17 protein-coding genes, 1 rRNA gene and 1 riboswitch are annotated in these 17,819 nt (G+C 43.2%); of the genes, 5 read left to right on the forward strand and 13 right to left on the reverse strand.

Annotated features, from left to right (window positions below):
* Positions 1-254: ribosomal RNA gene (locus tag QQK21_RS21050) — 16S ribosomal RNA — on the reverse strand; the annotation flags it as partial.
* A 535-nt stretch (positions 255-789) separates the two neighbouring features.
* Between QQK21_RS21050 and QQK21_RS21055 the strand changes: the two genes are divergently transcribed.
* Positions 790-1,230: an RNA recognition motif domain-containing protein gene (locus QQK21_RS21055; protein WP_284194136.1), complete on the forward strand. Its 441-nt coding sequence runs from the start codon at positions 790-792 to the stop codon at positions 1,228-1,230.
* Here QQK21_RS21055 and murI read toward each other — a convergent pair.
* Both murI and QQK21_RS21065 read right to left on the reverse strand, forming a co-directional pair.
* Positions 1,196-2,023, reverse strand: coding sequence for a glutamate racemase (gene murI / locus QQK21_RS21060; RefSeq protein WP_284194152.1), 828 nt, complete (start codon positions 2,021-2,023; stop codon positions 1,196-1,198). The genes QQK21_RS21055 and murI overlap by 35 nt on opposite strands.
* 103 nt (positions 2,024-2,126) lie before the next feature.
* Entirely contained in the window at positions 2,127-3,923 is a 1,797-nt protein-coding gene (locus tag QQK21_RS21065; protein ID WP_284194137.1) for a TonB-dependent receptor domain-containing protein, read from the reverse strand.
* Between the two features lie 56 nt (positions 3,924-3,979).
* Positions 3,980-4,181, reverse strand: a riboswitch (cobalamin riboswitch).
* A gap of 197 nt (positions 4,182-4,378) precedes the next feature.
* Between QQK21_RS21065 and trmA the strand changes: the two genes are divergently transcribed.
* Positions 4,379-5,488: a tRNA (uridine(54)-C5)-methyltransferase TrmA gene (trmA, locus tag QQK21_RS21070; protein WP_284194138.1), complete on the forward strand. Its 1,110-nt coding sequence runs from the start codon at positions 4,379-4,381 to the stop codon at positions 5,486-5,488.
* Between the two features lie 60 nt (positions 5,489-5,548).
* On the opposite strand, the gene QQK21_RS21075 is transcribed toward trmA, so the two are convergent.
* Both QQK21_RS21075 and fabR read right to left on the reverse strand, forming a co-directional pair.
* Positions 5,549-5,929, reverse strand: a complete 381-nt coding sequence (locus tag QQK21_RS21075; protein WP_284194139.1) for a YijD family membrane protein — start codon at positions 5,927-5,929, stop codon at positions 5,549-5,551.
* The gene (fabR, locus tag QQK21_RS21080; protein WP_284194140.1) at positions 5,929-6,570 is read right to left on the reverse strand and encodes an HTH-type transcriptional repressor FabR; all 642 of its coding nucleotides are present in this window, start codon (positions 6,568-6,570) and stop codon (positions 5,929-5,931) included. Before fabR ends, QQK21_RS21075 begins: the two co-directional genes overlap by 1 nt.
* 253 nt (positions 6,571-6,823) lie before the next feature.
* Between fabR and sthA the strand changes: the two genes are divergently transcribed.
* Positions 6,824-8,254, forward strand: a complete 1,431-nt coding sequence (gene sthA / locus QQK21_RS21085; RefSeq protein WP_284194141.1) for a Si-specific NAD(P)(+) transhydrogenase — start codon at positions 6,824-6,826, stop codon at positions 8,252-8,254.
* 46 nt (positions 8,255-8,300) lie between these two features.
* On the opposite strand, the gene dinF is transcribed toward sthA, so the two are convergent.
* From dinF to QQK21_RS21105, 4 genes are all read right to left on the reverse strand, one after another.
* Entirely contained in the window at positions 8,301-9,641 is a 1,341-nt protein-coding gene (dinF, locus tag QQK21_RS21090) for an MATE family efflux transporter DinF (RefSeq protein ID WP_284194142.1), read from the reverse strand.
* Between the two features lie 43 nt (positions 9,642-9,684).
* Positions 9,685-10,497: a class I SAM-dependent methyltransferase gene (locus QQK21_RS21095; RefSeq protein WP_431313152.1), complete on the reverse strand. Its 813-nt coding sequence runs from the start codon at positions 10,495-10,497 to the stop codon at positions 9,685-9,687.
* 165 nt (positions 10,498-10,662) lie between these two features.
* The gene (lexA, locus tag QQK21_RS21100) at positions 10,663-11,283 is read right to left on the reverse strand and encodes a transcriptional repressor LexA (RefSeq protein ID WP_284194144.1); all 621 of its coding nucleotides are present in this window, start codon (positions 11,281-11,283) and stop codon (positions 10,663-10,665) included.
* 98 nt (positions 11,284-11,381) lie between these two features.
* On the reverse strand, positions 11,382-11,744 hold the full coding sequence (locus QQK21_RS21105; protein WP_284194145.1) for a diacylglycerol kinase: 363 nt from the start codon (positions 11,742-11,744) through the stop codon (positions 11,382-11,384).
* Positions 11,745-12,018: 274 nt separating this feature from the next.
* Here QQK21_RS21105 and plsB point away from each other — a divergent pair, with 274 nt between their 5' ends.
* Positions 12,019-14,451 carry a glycerol-3-phosphate 1-O-acyltransferase PlsB gene (gene plsB, locus QQK21_RS21110; protein ID WP_284194146.1) on the forward strand — a complete coding sequence of 811 codons (2,433 nt, stop codon included), beginning with the start codon at positions 12,019-12,021 and terminating at the stop codon, positions 14,449-14,451.
* 71 nt (positions 14,452-14,522) lie between these two features.
* On the opposite strand, the gene ubiA is transcribed toward plsB, so the two are convergent.
* Both ubiA and QQK21_RS21120 read right to left on the reverse strand, forming a co-directional pair.
* Positions 14,523-15,380, reverse strand: coding sequence for a 4-hydroxybenzoate octaprenyltransferase (ubiA, locus tag QQK21_RS21115; protein WP_284194147.1), 858 nt, complete (start codon positions 15,378-15,380; stop codon positions 14,523-14,525).
* Positions 15,381-15,393: 13 nt separating this feature from the next.
* Positions 15,394-15,921 (reverse strand): chorismate lyase, encoded by a 528-nt coding sequence (locus tag QQK21_RS21120; RefSeq protein ID WP_284194148.1) that lies wholly within the window; start codon positions 15,919-15,921, stop codon positions 15,394-15,396.
* 159 nt (positions 15,922-16,080) lie between these two features.
* Between QQK21_RS21120 and QQK21_RS21125 the strand changes: the two genes are divergently transcribed.
* Complete coding sequence (locus QQK21_RS21125) at positions 16,081-16,491, forward strand: flagellar basal body-associated protein FliL (protein WP_284194149.1); 411 nt, start codon at positions 16,081-16,083, stop codon at positions 16,489-16,491.
* Positions 16,492-16,505: 14 nt separating this feature from the next.
* Here QQK21_RS21125 and glpG read toward each other — a convergent pair whose 3' ends face one another.
* Together glpG and glpE are read right to left on the reverse strand one after the other, a co-directional pair.
* A complete protein-coding gene (glpG, locus tag QQK21_RS21130; RefSeq protein ID WP_284194150.1) occupies positions 16,506-17,345 on the reverse strand; it encodes a rhomboid family intramembrane serine protease GlpG in 840 nt (279 codons plus the stop codon).
* Positions 17,346-17,353: 8 nt separating this feature from the next.
* Positions 17,354-17,680: a thiosulfate sulfurtransferase GlpE gene (gene glpE / locus QQK21_RS21135; RefSeq protein ID WP_284194151.1), complete on the reverse strand. Its 327-nt coding sequence runs from the start codon at positions 17,678-17,680 to the stop codon at positions 17,354-17,356.
* Between the last annotated feature and the right edge of the window lie 139 nt (positions 17,681-17,819).

Raw genomic sequence — 17,819 nt, forward strand, 5'->3', positions numbered from 1 at the left:
ATCCCACCTGGGCATATCCTGACGCGAGAGGCCCGAAGGTCCCCCTCTTTGAGCCGAAGCTATCATGCGGTATTAGCCATCGTTTCCAATGGTTATCCCCCACATCAGGGCAATTTCCCAGGCATTACTCACCCGTCCGCCGCTCGACGCCGTTATCGTCACCCGAAGGGTCAGACAACTCGTTTCCGCTCGACTTGCATGTGTTAGGCCTGCCGCCAGCGTTCAATCTGAGCCATGATCAAACTCTTCAATTAAAGTTTTGTGCATCTAAGATGCGGCTCAATGAATACTGATAACATTACTGTGTAATGTTGAATTGACTGTGCCGGTATTGCTACCGATTGGTCACTCAGTTCATTGATAAATCTTTTGGATTATCATCAACGAGTGCCCACACAGATTGATAGGTTTATATTGTTAAAGAGCTTAACCAACAACTTGACACATCATGTTGTTAGGGAGCGTAATCATACGCTTAGTTTTACTAGAGTCAAGATTTTTTTACCCTTTTTCTCTAAGTCATCCGCTTTACTGCAGCAGTTATTACTCTGCATCCTTGCGGTGAGGCGGCATTATATGGAGACCAATAAATATCACAAGCATTTTTTCTCAATTAGCGTTCGTTTGGTTAAAAATGAATCACCCCTGTTTGTTTAGGATAAAATTGCAACATTTGAGTCACGTCACATCAATTGGTTGGAAAAACAACAGCCATATACGTAAGATCTGTGTGTCTATGTCAATAATGCTTAGATACTTTATTCTTAACTTACGAAGTTGTTTCCCACTATGAGTTCAAATAAATCAATGTTGATGATTACCGCCTTAGCTATTTTGGGCGCTATCATATTCTCACAGGTTGATGTTCATCCTGCGCTCAGCTTTATTGTCGGTGTTTTTGTTGCCATTTTTGTAGTTAGATTTTCAAACACCTCGGCCGAGCCAGCAACCAATCATGACACTGCGACTAAAACCTTATATGTAGGTAACCTGCCATACAAAGCGAACGAGTCACATGTAAAAGACTTGTTTGCCAAACATGGTGAGGTTTTTGCTGTACGCCTCATGAAGGACAAACGAACCGGAAAAAGGCGAGGGTTCGGTTTTGTTGTAATGGCCGCAACGGATGTTACCAGAGCAATAGAAGGATTAAATGAAAAGGATTATATGCAGCGTACTTTGAAAGTACGTGTTGCTAACGATCCAAAATCTCAAGCTGAACAGGACTAAACCCCCATTCCTGTAACGCTTTATTCAACGCTCCTTCAGCATATGGAGGAGCCGTTGAAAATATCTTGCGCTGGCCTTTATCGGGGTTGGCCAAGATTTCCTGTCCTAGCAACTCCTGTACACGGCGCGCTATCGCTTCCCCTGAGTCAACAAGTAATACTTGAGTACCCAGCACATTTTGAATTTCTTCTTTTATCAGCGGAAAGTGTGTACAACCAAGAACGGCAACATCGACCTTGCCTGTCATTGGTTCAAGAACCTGATGTAACTCAGCTTGCGATAATTGCTGCCCACGAAGCTTTTCCTCAGCCATATCCACTAATCGAGTAGAGCCTAATAATTCTACTGGCTTAGCATTAGAGAAATCTTTGATCAATTCGTGGGTATACTCTCGAGCAACGGTTGCTGGCGTTGCAATAAGACCAATCGCCTTATTGGCAAGGTTGGATGCGGGCTTGATAGCAGGTACCACACCAACGACCGGTATGGATAACTTGGCGCGTAAAGTCGGCAGCACTATCGTACTGGCTGTATTACACGCAATCACAACCAAATCGATAGCAAGCTTTTGTACATAATGACACACCAGTTTATCCACTCGCGAAATCAGCGTATCGTGTTCAAGTTCACCATATGGATAGGCCGCATTATCAAAAATATAAAAATAGTTAATATGAGGGAGTTTGGCCTCAATTTCCCTAAAGACAGAAAGCCCACCGACCCCAGAGTCAAAGATTAGAATTTTCGTTTGTTGCGACACTTGGTAACCCACATTATTCGATTGGGCAATCATACTCACTAAGCTCAGTTTGGCAATCTTTTCATTAAATGAGTGAGAATAAGTAGTGTCGATTTGGCTGGTAACAACTAAAAACCGCCCGAAGGCGGTCTCTGAATTAAAGTTTATAGTTAAGCGCTACAAAGTAGCTACGCTCTTGAGTGTTGTAGCCATATGACGTTTCGTAGTTTTCATCAAATAAGTTGGCGATTTTGCCACGAACAATCAAATTGTCTGTAATGTAGTAATGGGCTGAGAAGTCAACTAGAGAGTAGGCATCCAACTTAATTTTGTTATCCGCATCATCATAGCTCTCACCACGATATAGATAACTTAAGTCAAAGTTCCAATCGTTATACATATAGCTTACATTCCATTTAGCACTGTATTTTGCTCTTCGAGCTAACTCTTTACCTGTATCCTTATTCTCAGTATCCATTACATCAATACTTGCCGAGTGAAATAAAGCACCCGTTGCAAACTCGCCAACAAGTTCAAGGCCCTTTATTTCTGCTTTTGCAATGTTTTCATTTTTATCTGTCGAACCCGAAATCGATATCAGGTCAGAGACTTCATTCTGGTAGAAAGCAACTCTAAAATCACCAATCGATGGAGTTACATCCAAAGCAATCTCATAGTTTAAAGACTCTTCCGGTGTTAAGTCAGGATTCGCTGAATCTCCCCACTTCGATGCGGGATAGTATAAATCATTGAATGTAGGCGCTTTAAAAGCGGTCCCCGTCATTACGGATAAACGGTAAATGGGAGTAAATTTGTAGCCTGAGCCCACTTGCCAAGTGATGTAATCTCCATATTGCTCATTATCGTCGACACGAAGACTCATTTCAGCTTGCACTTTATCTTTTGAATATAGGCCAGAGGTATATACACCCAGATTTGAACGACTTGTCTCCGTATATTTTGTCGTAGACTCAGATACATCATCATTAACCCAATCAACACCACCTAGTATTAGTAACTCAGAATTAACCTGATAGCCGTTTTGCCAAGCAGCAGAGACTCGATTGGTCTCATAGTTACCCGATGAGCCTAGGTAAGAAGATTGATCTCTGCTAGCTGCTAGTATCAGTTCGCTGCTCAACGAGTCCGTTTTATAGGCTCCGACAATTGAGCTGCTTAAGAGCTTTTGCTCCTGCTCTCCAGAATCAAACTCAATATCACCTTCCGTATAGTTCGTGTTCCATTTAAAACTTAACTCATCAGTCGGATTAACCCCCAGCTCTAACAACAAATCAGTATGGTCATAACCATCCTTGTCAGGGTCAAAGCTTGAACTGTTTTCGTTGGTAGCTGAAAACCCATCTGTTTTTTCACGATTAACAGAGGCCTTGACCCAGCCATTTTCACCAATCTGGTTAGCAGTATTTACAGCGTATTTTTGATAATTATCGCTACCACCCTCTACCCATAACTCAGTTTCATCACCAGTATATGAGGTAATAATATTAATGACTCCACCAATAGCATCCGACCCATATACAGCGGTTCGTGGACCTCGCACATACTCTATTCTCTCCACTCCGTTTAATGGCAAAGAAGCAATGGCCGTCAATCCAGCAGTAGCGCTACTGACACGAACACCATTTACTAGTATCAGTGTATGATCAGACTCTGTACCTCGAGTATAAATACTAGCCAGTTGGCCATAACCACCATTACTAGACACTTGTATACCCGGCAATCGACGCAATACTTCTTCAATCGACTTGGCTTGAGTCGACTGAATTTCATCCTTGGTCACGACAACAACTGGAGCAAGAGTTGAATTTATTGATTGCTCAAATCGGCTTGCGGTAACCACTACAGTCTCATCAGAAGCTTGTTCTTGGGCATAGGAAAGGGAGGCATGGGGAAGCTGCGATGCTAGTGTCATCGCTAACATTGTTCGGTTCATTATTATAGTTCCTAAATCGCGTAAGGCTTACCGAGCGTGGAGTATTACACTCCAATACCACTGCTCAGCTGCTGGCAGGTATTCGGACTTAAGAGCATGGCTATGCCACCTAATCACTCGACTTCCCAAATGATTTCTCATCCAGTGTCATGGGAGTTTTCGTTCTCTCTTACCGCTGCGCGTCAGTTCCGGATTTACACCAGATTCCCTTTTCAGCCATCTATACATCCAGATAGCACCAGCTTGGCGATGATGTTATTAAGCTATTGGTAGTTTGTCCACCCAAATATTTTGGGAGTGTATCTAATGGATTCATCACGTAAGACAAAAACGTCATTTATCTTTTATCTTTTCGTTACAACAGGAATGGGGCTGGACATACTGGTGAGATTGAATAAAATCTGCGATCCTAAATGAAATACAACCTCAACGGGCAACAACCTAAGGTAAAGAGCATGGCAAATCTTGACGTAAACCCACAAGGCTACCAAGAACAATTGATTGAAAAAAAAGCGCGTCTCGAGCAAATGTTCGCTTGTTACCAAATGCCAAAGCTTGAGGTGTTTGAATCTGAAAGCCAACATTATCGCATGCGCGCTGAATTTCGTGTTTGGCACGAGGGTGATGATCTTTACTACATCATGTTCAATCAGCAAACGCGTGAGAAATATCGCGTAGATCAGTTTCCCGCTGCAAGTCGCGTAATAAATGATGTGATGCCCTTACTGATTGAAGCCATCAAAGACAAAGATTCATTGCGTCGTAAGCTCTTCCAAGTCGATTTCCTATCAACACTAAGCGGCGAGATTTTGGTGTCACTTCTGTACCATCGTCAGTTAAATGAGCAATGGATTGAAAACGCTAAAGTGCTAAAACAGTGCTTAAACGATAAAGGCTATCCACTGAATATTATTGGACGGGCGCGAAAAATGAAAATTGTCCTCGACCGTGACTATGTGATTGAGAAACTCAACGTAAATGGGCAGTCATACTTATACCAACAAGTAGAAAACAGCTTCACTCAGCCAAACGGAAAAGTCGCCGAGAAGATGCTGGAGTGGGCAATAGACTGCACCCAAAACAGTCAGGGTGATTTACTTGAACTCTATTGTGGTAATGGTAATTTTTCACTCGCTCTGGCACAAAACTTTAATCGCGTATTAGCAACCGAACTTGCCAAACCTTCTGTTGAATCCGCGCAGTATAATATTGCCGCCAACAAAATTGACAATGTTCAGATATTGCGCCTTTCAGCAGAAGAATTCACGCAGGCCATCGAAGGAAAACGTGAGTTTCGCCGACTAAAAGACGCAGGAGTGGACTTAGCAAGCTACGACTGCAACACGATATTTGTTGACCCACCAAGAGCTGGTATGGATTTAGATACCTGTAAAATGGTCCAAGGCTACCAACGTATTGTCTATATCTCTTGTAACCCAGAAACACTCAAAGAGAATTTAGATATTTTGTCTAAGACTCACCAAGTCACTCGCTTTGCACTGTTTGATCAATTCCCCTATACCCACCATATGGAAGCGGGTGTGATGCTGGAGCGAAGAGCTTAATTCCAACTGCTAATACAAATAAAAAACGAGCTCTTAAGCTCGTTTTTTATTTTGACAGTATTATTCAGTCCGAGTCGCGCGGTCCATAAAGCCCAGTTTTTTACCAATCCAAAGCAACAACAATAGTGAGATGACTATGGCAAAGAAATTAGAACCTGCATCTGGGTACTGGGCTTTGACAAAAGCCGAATGACCAAAGGCACCAACGAAAAAGCACGCCAAACCGACAAGAGGAATATCCTCTGATACTGGGCTACGCAAGTATTCCTGATACAGTGCCTGCACCGCCAGAACAAGTGCAATCAACGGGAAAATAGAGAAGGATACCTCGCTCATTGTTATCCATGACAACAAGGCGTCACCACACATACCAGCAATGAGCGCCAACACAAGGGTCTTTTTCTCAGAGCCACGATCAACTTGATTTACTTCATTAGACATTAATCTATTCCACCTTTTAATCGGTTACGTTCACGTTCTTTTCGATACCACAGAGCACCTTTGGATATCATACGCAACTGCGTAATCAATCTTTCTGCCAGCTCATCACGCTCATGACGTTCTAAGTCCAAAGCTTCTGCACCTGAGCTAAATACCAGTGTCACTGATGCTTCAGCCTGAGTATATGCCTCATCGCGAGACATTCGAGTACTGATTAAATATTCCGTCAATTCTGCAACAAAATGTTGGATTTCTCTTGCGACTGCGGCGCGAAATTCAAAAGAAGTTCCAGAACGCTCGCGCAGTAGCAAACGAAATACATTGGGGTGATGATCAATAAACTCCATAAAAGTATCAACGGATGTTCGTATCACACTCCCCTCTTTTACGATCCTTTGCCTGGCTTGGCGCATCAGTTGACGAAGTAATAGTCCGCCTTCATCTACCATGGTCAAGCCAAGTTCATCCATATCTTTAAAATGCCGGTAGAAAGACGTTGGTGCAATCCCAGCTTCACGAGCCACTTCCCTCAAGCTCAAATTGGAAAAGCTTCGCTCAGCGCTAAGCTGACTAAACGCAGCGTCAATCAATGAACGACGCGTTTTTTCTTTTTGCTGTGCCCGGATTCCCATGATTACCATCTTACTTGTTATTGATTTATTTACTCGTTAGCAAATATACAATGATTAGCACTAACGCATAAGCCAAAATCACCACCTTTGATACTCAAGTGACAATTAAACCTAATTAGCCATTTTTTTCAATCATTTAACACTAGCTTAGCGAGCTACTTATAGACAAATATTAAAACTGCCATATTCTGCTTCGCATCTCTACTCAAAGACTTCAATACGTGTGCATTATCGAGAAATCAGTTAAAATCTCGATAAAGCAATGTTAAAACAGTATAACCAAGGAAAAGTTATGGCGGAAAGTAACCACTTTGACGTAATTGTTATTGGTAGTGGTCCTGGAGGGGAAGGGGCTGCAATGGGACTCACTAAAGCGGGGCTCAATGTCGCCATTGTAGAGAAAGAAACGAGTGTTGGCGGTGGATGTACCCACTGGGGAACCATCCCCTCAAAATCTCTTCGCCATGCCGTCAGTCGTATTATTGAATTTAATAGCAACCCTCTTTTTTGCCATAACAACACCAGTCTTCATGCCACTTTCTCCAACATCTTAGGCCATGCTAAAACCGTCATAGATAAGCAAACACGTCTAAGACAGGGCTTTTATGATCGTAACCAATGCTCCTTGATCTTTGGCACCGCCCGCTTTACAGATAAGTACACGATTGCAATTACACAAGCCGATGGCACGGAAGAACTTTATAGTGCTGACCGATTCGTAATAGCAACTGGCTCAAGACCATACCAACCCAAAGACGTTGATTTTATGCATGAGCGGATTTATGACAGTGATTCGATTCTCAGCTTGGATCATGACCCACGCCATATCATCATCTATGGCGCAGGTGTCATTGGGTGTGAGTATGCGTCGATATTCCGTGGGTTGGGAGTTAAAACTGATCTGATTAATACTCGCGACAGACTTCTCTCTTTCCTTGATAATGAGGTCTCAGATGCCCTGTCCTACCACTTTTGGAATAGCGGCGTCGTGATAAGAAATGACGAGACATACCAAAAGATAGAAGGCACTGACCAAGGTGTCATCGTCCACCTTGAATCGGGCAAAAAGATGAAAGCAGACTGCCTATTGTTTGCCAATGGACGAACAGGTAATACCGATAAGCTGAATTTATCCGCCGTGGGATTAAGCGCTGATTCAAGAGGTCAGTTAAGTGTCGACAGCAATTACCAGACTGACGTTGAACATATATACGCAGTGGGTGATGTTATTGGTTATCCGAGCCTAGCAAGTGCCGCCTATGACCAAGGGCGATTCGTTGCTCAGGCAATCGCAAAGGGACAAGCGGATAATCACCTCATTGAAGACATTCCAACCGGTATTTACACCATTCCGGAGATAAGCTCAGTGGGTAAAACAGAGCAAGAACTGACCGCCGCCAAAATTCCTTACGAAGTCGGTCGCTCCTCGTTTAAGCATCTGGCTAGAGCCCAAATTGCAGGTAAAGACATTGGCAGCTTGAAAATTCTCTTCCACCGTGAAACTAAAGAAATCCTTGGTATTCACTGCTTTGGTGAGCGTGCTGCCGAAATCATCCACATTGGTCAAGCCATCATGGAGCAAAAGGGAAATGCAAACACCATAGAATATTTTGTCAATACCACCTTCAACTACCCAACCATGGCTGAAGCCTATCGCGTTGCCGCACTCAATGGGCTCAATCGCTTATTTTAGAGACAAAAGAGCAACAGTCGCGATAACTCACTCTATCGGCTGTTGCTCACTCCACAAAAAAGCACTGTTTATGCCATTGCTGATAAAGAATCACCCCTAAGGTGATGCCTCTTATTGCCATAAAGCTCAGCATGGCTAACCACAACGCATGATTGCCCATATCTGAAAAGATGAAGAAGGTGGCAAAGAAGAGGCACATGGCATAAAACATACTATTGCGCATTTCTTCACCTTTTGTGGCACCAATAAAAATCCCATCAAAAAGAAAACACCACACAGACACAAGTGGCATCGCCACCAGCCAAGGAAGATAGATTTGCGCCGTGTTGACTACCTGCGAGATATCAGTAATTAACTCCACCAGCGACGCACCTGCTAGAGCAAAAAGTAAGGTTAAAGCGATACAGATCAATAAACCCCAGAAAAAGGCGCCAATTAAAGAATGGCTCAAATGCAATCTATCTCTTGCGCCAACCGCTTTGCCAACCAATGCCTCCATCGCATAGGCAAATCCATCCATAGCATAAGAAATGATCATCAAAAAGCTCATCAGTACCGCATTCGCGGCTACAACATCATCACCAAAATTTGCCCCCTGAAAAGTCATAAAAGTAAACGCTGCTTGCAGACACAAAGAACGCAAAAAGATATCACGATTAAGCTTGATGAATCGCCCTAGGCCTTGTGAGATGTCTTTTAATAGTAACGTCATTACTGGTAAGTGATTTTGTCGCCATGTATTCCAAACACAGATAAGACCAAAGCCCATGCCAGCATAGTCTGCAATCACTGAGGCCAGTGCAGCGCCCTCTACTTTCCAACCCAAACCAATAACAAACACTAGGTCCAAAATTATATTGACCGCATTAACAATAACCACCATCCACATTGGTGCTTTGGCGTTCTGAGTTCCTAATAACCAACCCAATAACACAAAATTAATCAGAGCAGCAGGCGCACTCCATACACGAACGGAAAAATACTGCTGACCATAAAACTTGACTTGCTCACTAGCGTCACTCGTTGAAAATACCAAGTCAGCAATCAGGGGATGAAATGCAATAAAAACCAGAGCAAAGCTCAGAGCCATAAAAAGGCCTTGAGTAAGCACCACGGCAAGTTGTTGACTATTGTTTGCTCCATAAGATTGAGCGGTAAGGCCCGTCGTTGACATACGCAAAAAGCCCAATAGCCAGAAAACGACACTGATCATTGTGCTGCCCAATGCCACTCCACCCAAATACCAAGCATGTTCTAGATGACCGATGACAGCAGCATCAACCAAACCAAGAAGGGGGACCGTTATATTGGACAGCACCATAGGTAAGGCAAGCAGTAATATCCGCCTGTGCAGTGCTTTATCGGAAAGAATCTGTAAAATATGCAAGTTATCCACCCATTAGTCATCCAGAGTGGCAATTGTCACTGTATTACCAACGAAGCTGAACGACCACTGGTGTCAATCTATGCTTGAGAGTATTAAATCTTGTCAACCATCGTTGCCAAAATTTCCACCGACCACAATGCCTATCCAGTGGAGAAAACGTTTTTACCCAACGAGCCCATGGTAGATAATTAAGCGCTATCTCACCAGGTGATGTATAGCCATGGCTATAATTTGCTGAGCCCATTTTCTGTCCGAGCCGAGTTGTGGCTCTGTCTCCAGCGAGAACCACACACGCTATCGCAGAATCAAAGTGACGTCCTAATCCTTGAATGAACTTTCCAACTTGCAGCTCAGTACAATCAAGCAACGCTTGCTCACAGACAATTAACACTGGACTTTGTTCCGCCATTGGAAGCTGTTCAAGCCACGATAAGTCTTCAACATGACCACAAATATGTTGGTAACGCTCACTTTTGTGGAACAACTTCTGACGCCAAAGGAGATTCTCTGTGACATCCAGTTCCAACCAGTGGCAGCGCCCATTATCGACTCGATAGAAACGAGTATCTAAACCAGCACCAACATTAATAATCCACCCGTCTGGATACTGAGAAAGAAAATGATTGACTCGTTCATCACATATCTGAGTGAGCGTTGCATGCAGAAGCTGCTTCTGGTCAATATCACCAGACATACATTCTGGTGCAAGCTGGCAACGTTGGCAAGCGGTAGCCGCTATCGGATCATACACCAAACCATCATCTACCAAGCTTTCTCGACTGCGAAACCATAACGGCTGAAGCAAGTTAGCCGGAACTTGATAGCGATGGGATGTAGCTTGTTGTTTTGCTACCATGATCATCTTCCTTCCATTACTAGAATTTAGATGATAATGAATATCACTCACAAACTCAAACTGATTGATAATGATTCTCACTTGATGTGAGGGCTCGATGTCATACTTCTAACTAAGTGTTGATCTCCAACTTTCAAACAACACCGAAACCTAGCGCAAACAGAATTACATCCAGTCGGTATTGCGAATAATACCCACAGCTAAACCCTCAATAGTGAGATGCTGACATGTCAGGTCCACCTTTATAGGAGCAAAAGCTTCGTTCTCTGCATGCAGTAGGACAGTCGCCCCTTTACGTTCAATTCTCTTCACGGTCACGTCATCATCCACTCGAGCAACAATAACTTGTCCATCATGTACATCTTGAGTCTTGTGAACCGCGAGCAAGTCACCATCCATAATCCCAATATCTTTCATACTTTCGCCGTTAACACGCAGCAAAAAATCTGCTCTCGGCTTAAACATCGTTGGATCAACTTGGTAGTGAGTCTCAACATGCTCCTGAGCAAGAATAGGCTCTCCCGCGGCCACTTGACCAATAAGAGGTAATCCTGATTCGTCGTTGGCTGCATCCTCCAACAAAATACGAATACCGCGAGATGCACCAGGAATGATTTCAATCGCTTGCTTACGAGCTAGCGCTTTAAGGTGTTCTTCGGCGGCATTGGCCGAGCGAAAGCCAAGTTCTTTGGCAATTTCAGCGCGTGTTGGCGGCATGCCTGTGTCTTCAATTTTACTCTTTATAAGATCAAATACTTGTTGCTGGCGTGGTGTTAGCGGCTTCATAAGTCACCTGTCTTTTTATACAGTTAACTGTGAGTATATCCAGTAATTGGTAAAATGAAAAGTCAATTGATGCTTTTTTGACTCACTTAACCTTTTGACTACAAAAATAATACTTCTATCCACACGTAGGCCGTGAGTAACATGGTCAGCATCACTGCTGCAGAGCCAATATCTTTTGCTTGTCCAGATAAGGGATGAAGCTCTTGCCCAATTCTGTCTACTACAGCTTCAATAGCACTATTAAAGAGCTCAGCAACCAATACCAGTACAACAGTTGCGATCAGCAAAATACGTTCAATCTGGGTGATATTAAGTACTAAGGCAGTAGGTATCATTATTGCACTTAAGAGCACCTCTTCACGAAAAGCAGGCTCACAACTAAATGCAGCTCGTAACCCCTGACAAGAGTATCGAGTCGCATTTCGAATGCGTTTTAAACCATGAAGCGTTTTTTTCGACACATCTTCTCCCTTTGTCACTGACTAAAAGTGACTTTCCTCAAATTCTGACTAGAGCGGCAAGATTAGCATTTGAAACAGAAAGCACTGCAAATGGTAAACAGACACAAATATTCAGTGACATCAGCGTGTTTATATTTAATTTGCGGTAAAAGGTTCGACCAGTTTCTGATATCCTTAGTGCCCCAAAAAAGTCAGCGTTGGCAAAACTCAACCGCATACTAATAAAGCGGTGGATTGCTTGTGCGATTTATCTGTTTTCGAGGCTAGGTACCTTATGTCTTCAGGACAATCACTATCACGTGCGTTACTAAAATTACCTTTGTCAATGTTAGTTAAAGGAACCACTATCCCATCTAATCCCATTGACGATCATGGAATCAACTTAAACAAGCCCATCGTTTATGCTCTACCTTATCGCTCTAGTGTTGATTTACTCACACTTCAGGCCCAAATAGCTCAGTTGGGGCTGCCCGATTTGTTTACGCCGATTGAAATCAATGGTAAATCGTTCCGGCGCTATGTGTTTATCTCTTCTCGTCAAACTGTGATGAGTAACGACCATAATGTACCCAATGACTCTATTGCTCTATTTTCAGAACTTCTCGAACAGCACAAGTTTGATAGTGAGCTGGATGTTCAAGTCATTCCCACTTCTGTGCTCTGGGGCAGAAAACCAGGAAAGGAGTCCAGAAAAACCCCTTACTTACAGGCGTTTAATGGCCCAGAAAAAGCCATTGCAGTCATCAAATACGGCCGTGATTGTCTTGTACGCATCAGCCCTGTGGTATCACTTCGATATATGGCAGACTCTCACGGCACTGACGCATCCATCGCTCATAAATTAGCTAGGGTAGCCCGGATTCATTTCTCACGCCAAAAATTAGCTGCCTCAGGACCTAATTTGCCCAATCGACAGGCCCTTTTTAATCGGCTCATGCATTCCAAAGCCATCATCAAAGCGATTGAAGATACCGCAAAAACAAAAGGGATCGCTGAAGAAAAAGCTCGAGAAGAGGCTCAAGCCATAATGGATGAAGTCGCGGCAGACTTTTCTTACTCTATGATTAAGAAAGGCGATCGCATACTCGGTTGGCTTTGGAACCGCATTTATCAGGGGCTCAATATCAATAATGCTTCGATAGTGCGCAAGCTTGCTCAAGATGGCCATGAGATAGTCTATGTACCTTGCCATCGTAGCCACATGGATTACCTGTTACTCTCTTACGTTTTATATCATGAAGGTATGGTACCTCCACATATTGCCGCCGGCATTAATCTGAACTTCTTTCCAGCAGGCCCCATTTTTCGCCGTGGTGGTGCGTTTTTCATTCGCCGCAGTTTTAAAGGCAATAAACTTTATTCCACCATCTTTCGCGAATATCTCGCAGAGCTATTTTCAAAAGGCTATTCTGTAGAATACTTCAGCGAAGGTGGTCGTTCACGGACAGGTCGACTTTTGCAGGCTAAAACTGGCATGTTGGCCATGACTATCCAAGCGATGTTGCGTGGCCTGAACCGTCCAGTAACCTTAGTCCCTGTCTATATTGGCTATGAGCATGTAATGGAAGTGAGTACTTACGCTAAAGAACTCAAAGGAAAGCGTAAAGAAAAAGAAAATGCTGGCCTTGTACTGAGGACGATTCGAAAGCTACGCAACTTTGGACAGGGCTACGTCAACTTCGGTGAGCCCATCCAACTCAACCAATACCTCAATGAGCAAGCTCCTGACTGGACAGACGATATTGATCCTATGGGTAATACCAAGCCTCAATGGATAAACCCGATTGTCAATGAACTTGCCAATAAAGTCATGACAAATATCAACGATGCAGCGGCCACCAATGCTTTAACACTATGTGCAACTGCCTTGCTCGCTTCCCGGCAGCGAGCCCTCTCAAGAGATAGCTTAATTAGGCAAGTCGATTGCTATTTGGCGCTACTCAAAAATGTTCCCTACTCTTCGACATTTACCGTACCCAAGGAAACGGCTGAAGAATTGGTTCGTCATGCAGAGTCATTAGATAAATTTGTCATCGAAACGGACAGCATGGGTGATGTGGTCTCTCTCGACCGACATCAGTCTATTCTTATGACTTACTACCGTAATAACATTATTCACTTGTTCGCTATACCTTCTTTGATAGCTCAAATGCTCATCAGTCAGCAAAAGCTTAATTTGAAGAAAATCAAAGCTAATGTTGCGCTGCTTTATCCTTTTCTTAAGCAAGAGCTGTTTCTAAGCATTAAAGATGAACAATTAGACGAGATAACAGAGTCTTATATCGAGGAAATTGCGCGTTTAGGCCTTGTTACCGTTGACAGCCGCCACAATGTCGCTCATAGACAAGATAATATTCAAACCCTGATGTTACTGGGGCGTACGATTACAGAAACTCTGCAACGCTATGCCATAACACTCAACCTTTTATCCATAGACTCAAACCTAAACAAAGGAGAGTTGGAGCAAAAAAGTCAAGAAATTGCCCAAAGATTGGGGCGTCTGCATGGCATCAATGCACCTGAGTTCTTTGATAAAGGCGTATTTTCGTCAATGTTGACCAGCCTAAAACAGCAGGCCTACATCGATAATGAGGGGAATTGCGACCAAGACAAAAGTAGGCTATTGGCTGAACTTCTGTATTCCATGCTTTCACCAGAAGTCTGCCTAACTATCAAAGAGAGTATTTGCCAAGCCTCAGAGGAATAGTGATTACAGCGAAAGAGGCCGCTCACAGGCGGCCTCTTTGTTGATTTTATTGTTTGACAACCGCTAGGAACTTATAAACAAAAACTTAGCGACAATCCGGCGGTGATCACCATACCAACATAGTTATTGTTTAAAAATGCTTTAAAGCACCCATCACATTCACGATCTCGCGTCAGAAGTTGCTGGTAAATAAATAAACTGGCCACGGCAACTAAGCTGACATAGTAGCTTGCACCCAGCGCATACCACCAACCTAAAGCAATGAGCATCACTAAAGTAGCCAACTGCAACAAGCCTATAATTAATTTATCCCAGCGCCCAAATAAAATAGCTGTCGATTTAATCCCTATTTTCAGATCATCATCTCTATCAACCATGGCATATTGAGTGTCATAGGCAATGGTCCAAATAGCATTCATCGCAAAGATGTACCAAGCCATTGCCGGTAATTCATTGGTCTGCGCAGCCCAAGCCATAGGAATTGACCAGCTGTACGCTAACCCAAGAAATAGCTGAGGAAAATAGAGATAGCGCTTCATAAATGGGTAAATAAACGCCAGCAATAGAGCGACAAAAGATAGCTGAATGGTCAAACTGTTCATCGTCAGCACTAACATAAATGATGATAAAGATAAGATAAGAAATAGGCTTATCGCTTCTTTAGCGCTAACTCTGCCCGAAGGCAATGGTCGTTGGTGAGTCCGCTTAACAAATCCATCCACTTTTCTATCTGCAAAATCATTTATTGCACATCCTGCAGAACGCATAAAAAGAACGCCAACGACAAAGACCAATAACACCTTTATATTGGGTATTCCTTTCGCTGAAATAATCAGAGCCCAAAGCGTAGGCCACAATAAAAGCAGCGTTCCAATCGGCTTATCCATACGCATCAATTGCCAATATGCATGTGCTTTTGTGGCGATCATTTATCTTTATCTCCTAAGTGTATATCGGCGAATTGGGCAAAAATAATTCTGCCACCAACATCGGCTTCTGATTCATCCATAAACGGGAACGACGCGCAAGAAAATCACCCTCTGTCGTTTTCGCCCAACCAACCTGTAATGCATCACGCATGACATCGTTCGCACTGAAGACGGTCAACCCTAGAGGTGTATCTCCCTGCCGCGACAAATCAAACTGCTGATCTTCCATCGAGGATTGAGGAATCAACGTTCGGCCCAGCACCCAAGGGCAATTGTCCCCTTTCAGCACCACTTTTCTCAACAGGCAGGGCTCACACTGGAGAAGGTTGATTTCTTGCTCATTGAGCTTTTCCGCTTTAACCAGTTTGTTATGCAATAGGTCGACACTCAATGTTTGGCAGTATGTTTGTAGCAAACGTGATAGTGAGCCCTGTTCTAACAGCCATTTTTTTGAATCTTGTGTTGGGTAGATAAATTTATCAAAATCTTGCCAATCGACTTGACGAAGAGCAGATAAATAGAGCGAAGTAGATTGATTCATACTAGTATTCAATAAGTAGCTTTGTCGCCTATGCATGAGCGCATGACTTGGTATGAAATGTTCAATAAATGCCTCACGCATCATTCTCGAAAAGAGTTCTATTGTAACAATAGTCAGGCGATTCTAGTATCTTGATTCGAAGAAAGAAAAGACAGACATATGATTAAACGTTATTTAGTCCAATTATTTTGTACATTGAGCCTGTTGTCCAGCTTCCCCTCACTCGCAGAAGGAGAAAAGGGGGAGGATAAACTCGCCTACTTTACTCTTGAGCCAGATCTCACGACCAACTTCTATACCAAAGGAAAGCAACTTGGCTACATTCAAGTTCGTATTGATATTATGGTCGCCAAAAGTGCGGACCTATCCATAATAGAGCTGCATCAGCCACTGATACGAGATGCTGTCATTGAGTTACTCGGCAAACAATCTGGCGATACCATCACCTCTCTTGCGGGACGCGAAGACTTGCGTAAAACCTTAGTCGATAAATTAAATGCCATTTTATTGCCAGAAACAGGTCGAACAGTGATCGCAGATCTTTTGTTCACCAAATACCTTTATCAGTAACCAACAAGGTGGACTTAACCACCGCGTTGGTTCATCCTTCCTGCGTCAAACACACCCAACATAACACCACTTAACAAACCGACTAAATGTGCCGTATTCGCTATTGCCATAAAAGGTTGTACAAAGCCTAAAACTAGCCATATCAACATAAAACCGACGATTGGTCTCGGTATACTAAGGCCAAGCTGAGGTGCTTTGTAGCCTAACATCCAAAGGTAGCCGACCAACGCATAGACGACCCCAGATAAGCCACCAAAATTCGCACCTTCGACCCAATATTGCCCCGCCCCCGATAGCGCTGATGAGATGAAAAATAACTGCATCAGCTTCTTAGCACCCAACTTTTGTTCAATATCTCCTCCAAGCTGCCACCACCAAAGGAGATTAAAAGCAATGTGCACTATGGAAAAATGCAACAAAGCGTGGCTGACCCAACGCCACAATTGCCACTCTTGTCCAGACGACGCCGGAAAATGCAAAGCTGAAAAAACCGCTTGCCCTAGACCAAACTGCTGGAAAATAAAAATCACCACACAAAGAAGCATGACAGACAAAGTCAGAGGTCCCGCCTTTGCCTTGAGCATAGATACCATTGAAGGAGATTGATAGTGGAATTGGTTGGTACGCGTTTCAGCCATATCCCAAGATGCAGCTTGATAGCGACTATCATTGGGGTTATTTAAAAAACGTTGTAATTCTGACTCGGCTTCGAGTTGATGTTGAGGGTCAGTGAGCCACAAAGCAAATTGATCATGACCTTCGACCATCATCTGAATATCAATATGACGAGAAGCCATATAATCTATAAAAGCTTGTCCCATTCGAGGGTTATTGAGTGAGGTAAGTCTTATCATATTTGTCATTAAGGTAAATTGGATTCAATAGGTAGTTGAGCACGTTGCCAAGCATCAAACCCACCATCAACACTGTACACTTGCTCATATCCTTGGTTAATTAAATATTGTGCCGCTCCCTGACTACTGATTCCGTGATAACACATAACTAAGATTATCTGCTCAAACTCTACTTGGTCCATAAATCGAACCATAGTTTCATTGGTTAAATGGTAAGCTTTGTGAGGATGGGCAACCGAGAAAGACTGAAGATCACGAATATCAACCAATCTTGCATTTTCCTCATCAATTAGGGCCTGCGCTCCTAGCACGTCGATATGTTGAAACTTATCCATTTTGCCGCCTCTTAAAAACATCAATAAAGAGCGTTATTGTAACACTATCCAGTGTTAAACAAGTACATGGTGTCAATAGTGTCATTACTGAGGGATCTTGACGGGATAAATACCATTCGACTCTGTCGTATCCTTACAT

The sequence above is a fragment of the Vibrio zhanjiangensis genome (genome assembly GCF_030161235.1).
Lineage (GTDB): Bacteria > Pseudomonadota > Gammaproteobacteria > Enterobacterales > Vibrionaceae > Vibrio > Vibrio zhanjiangensis.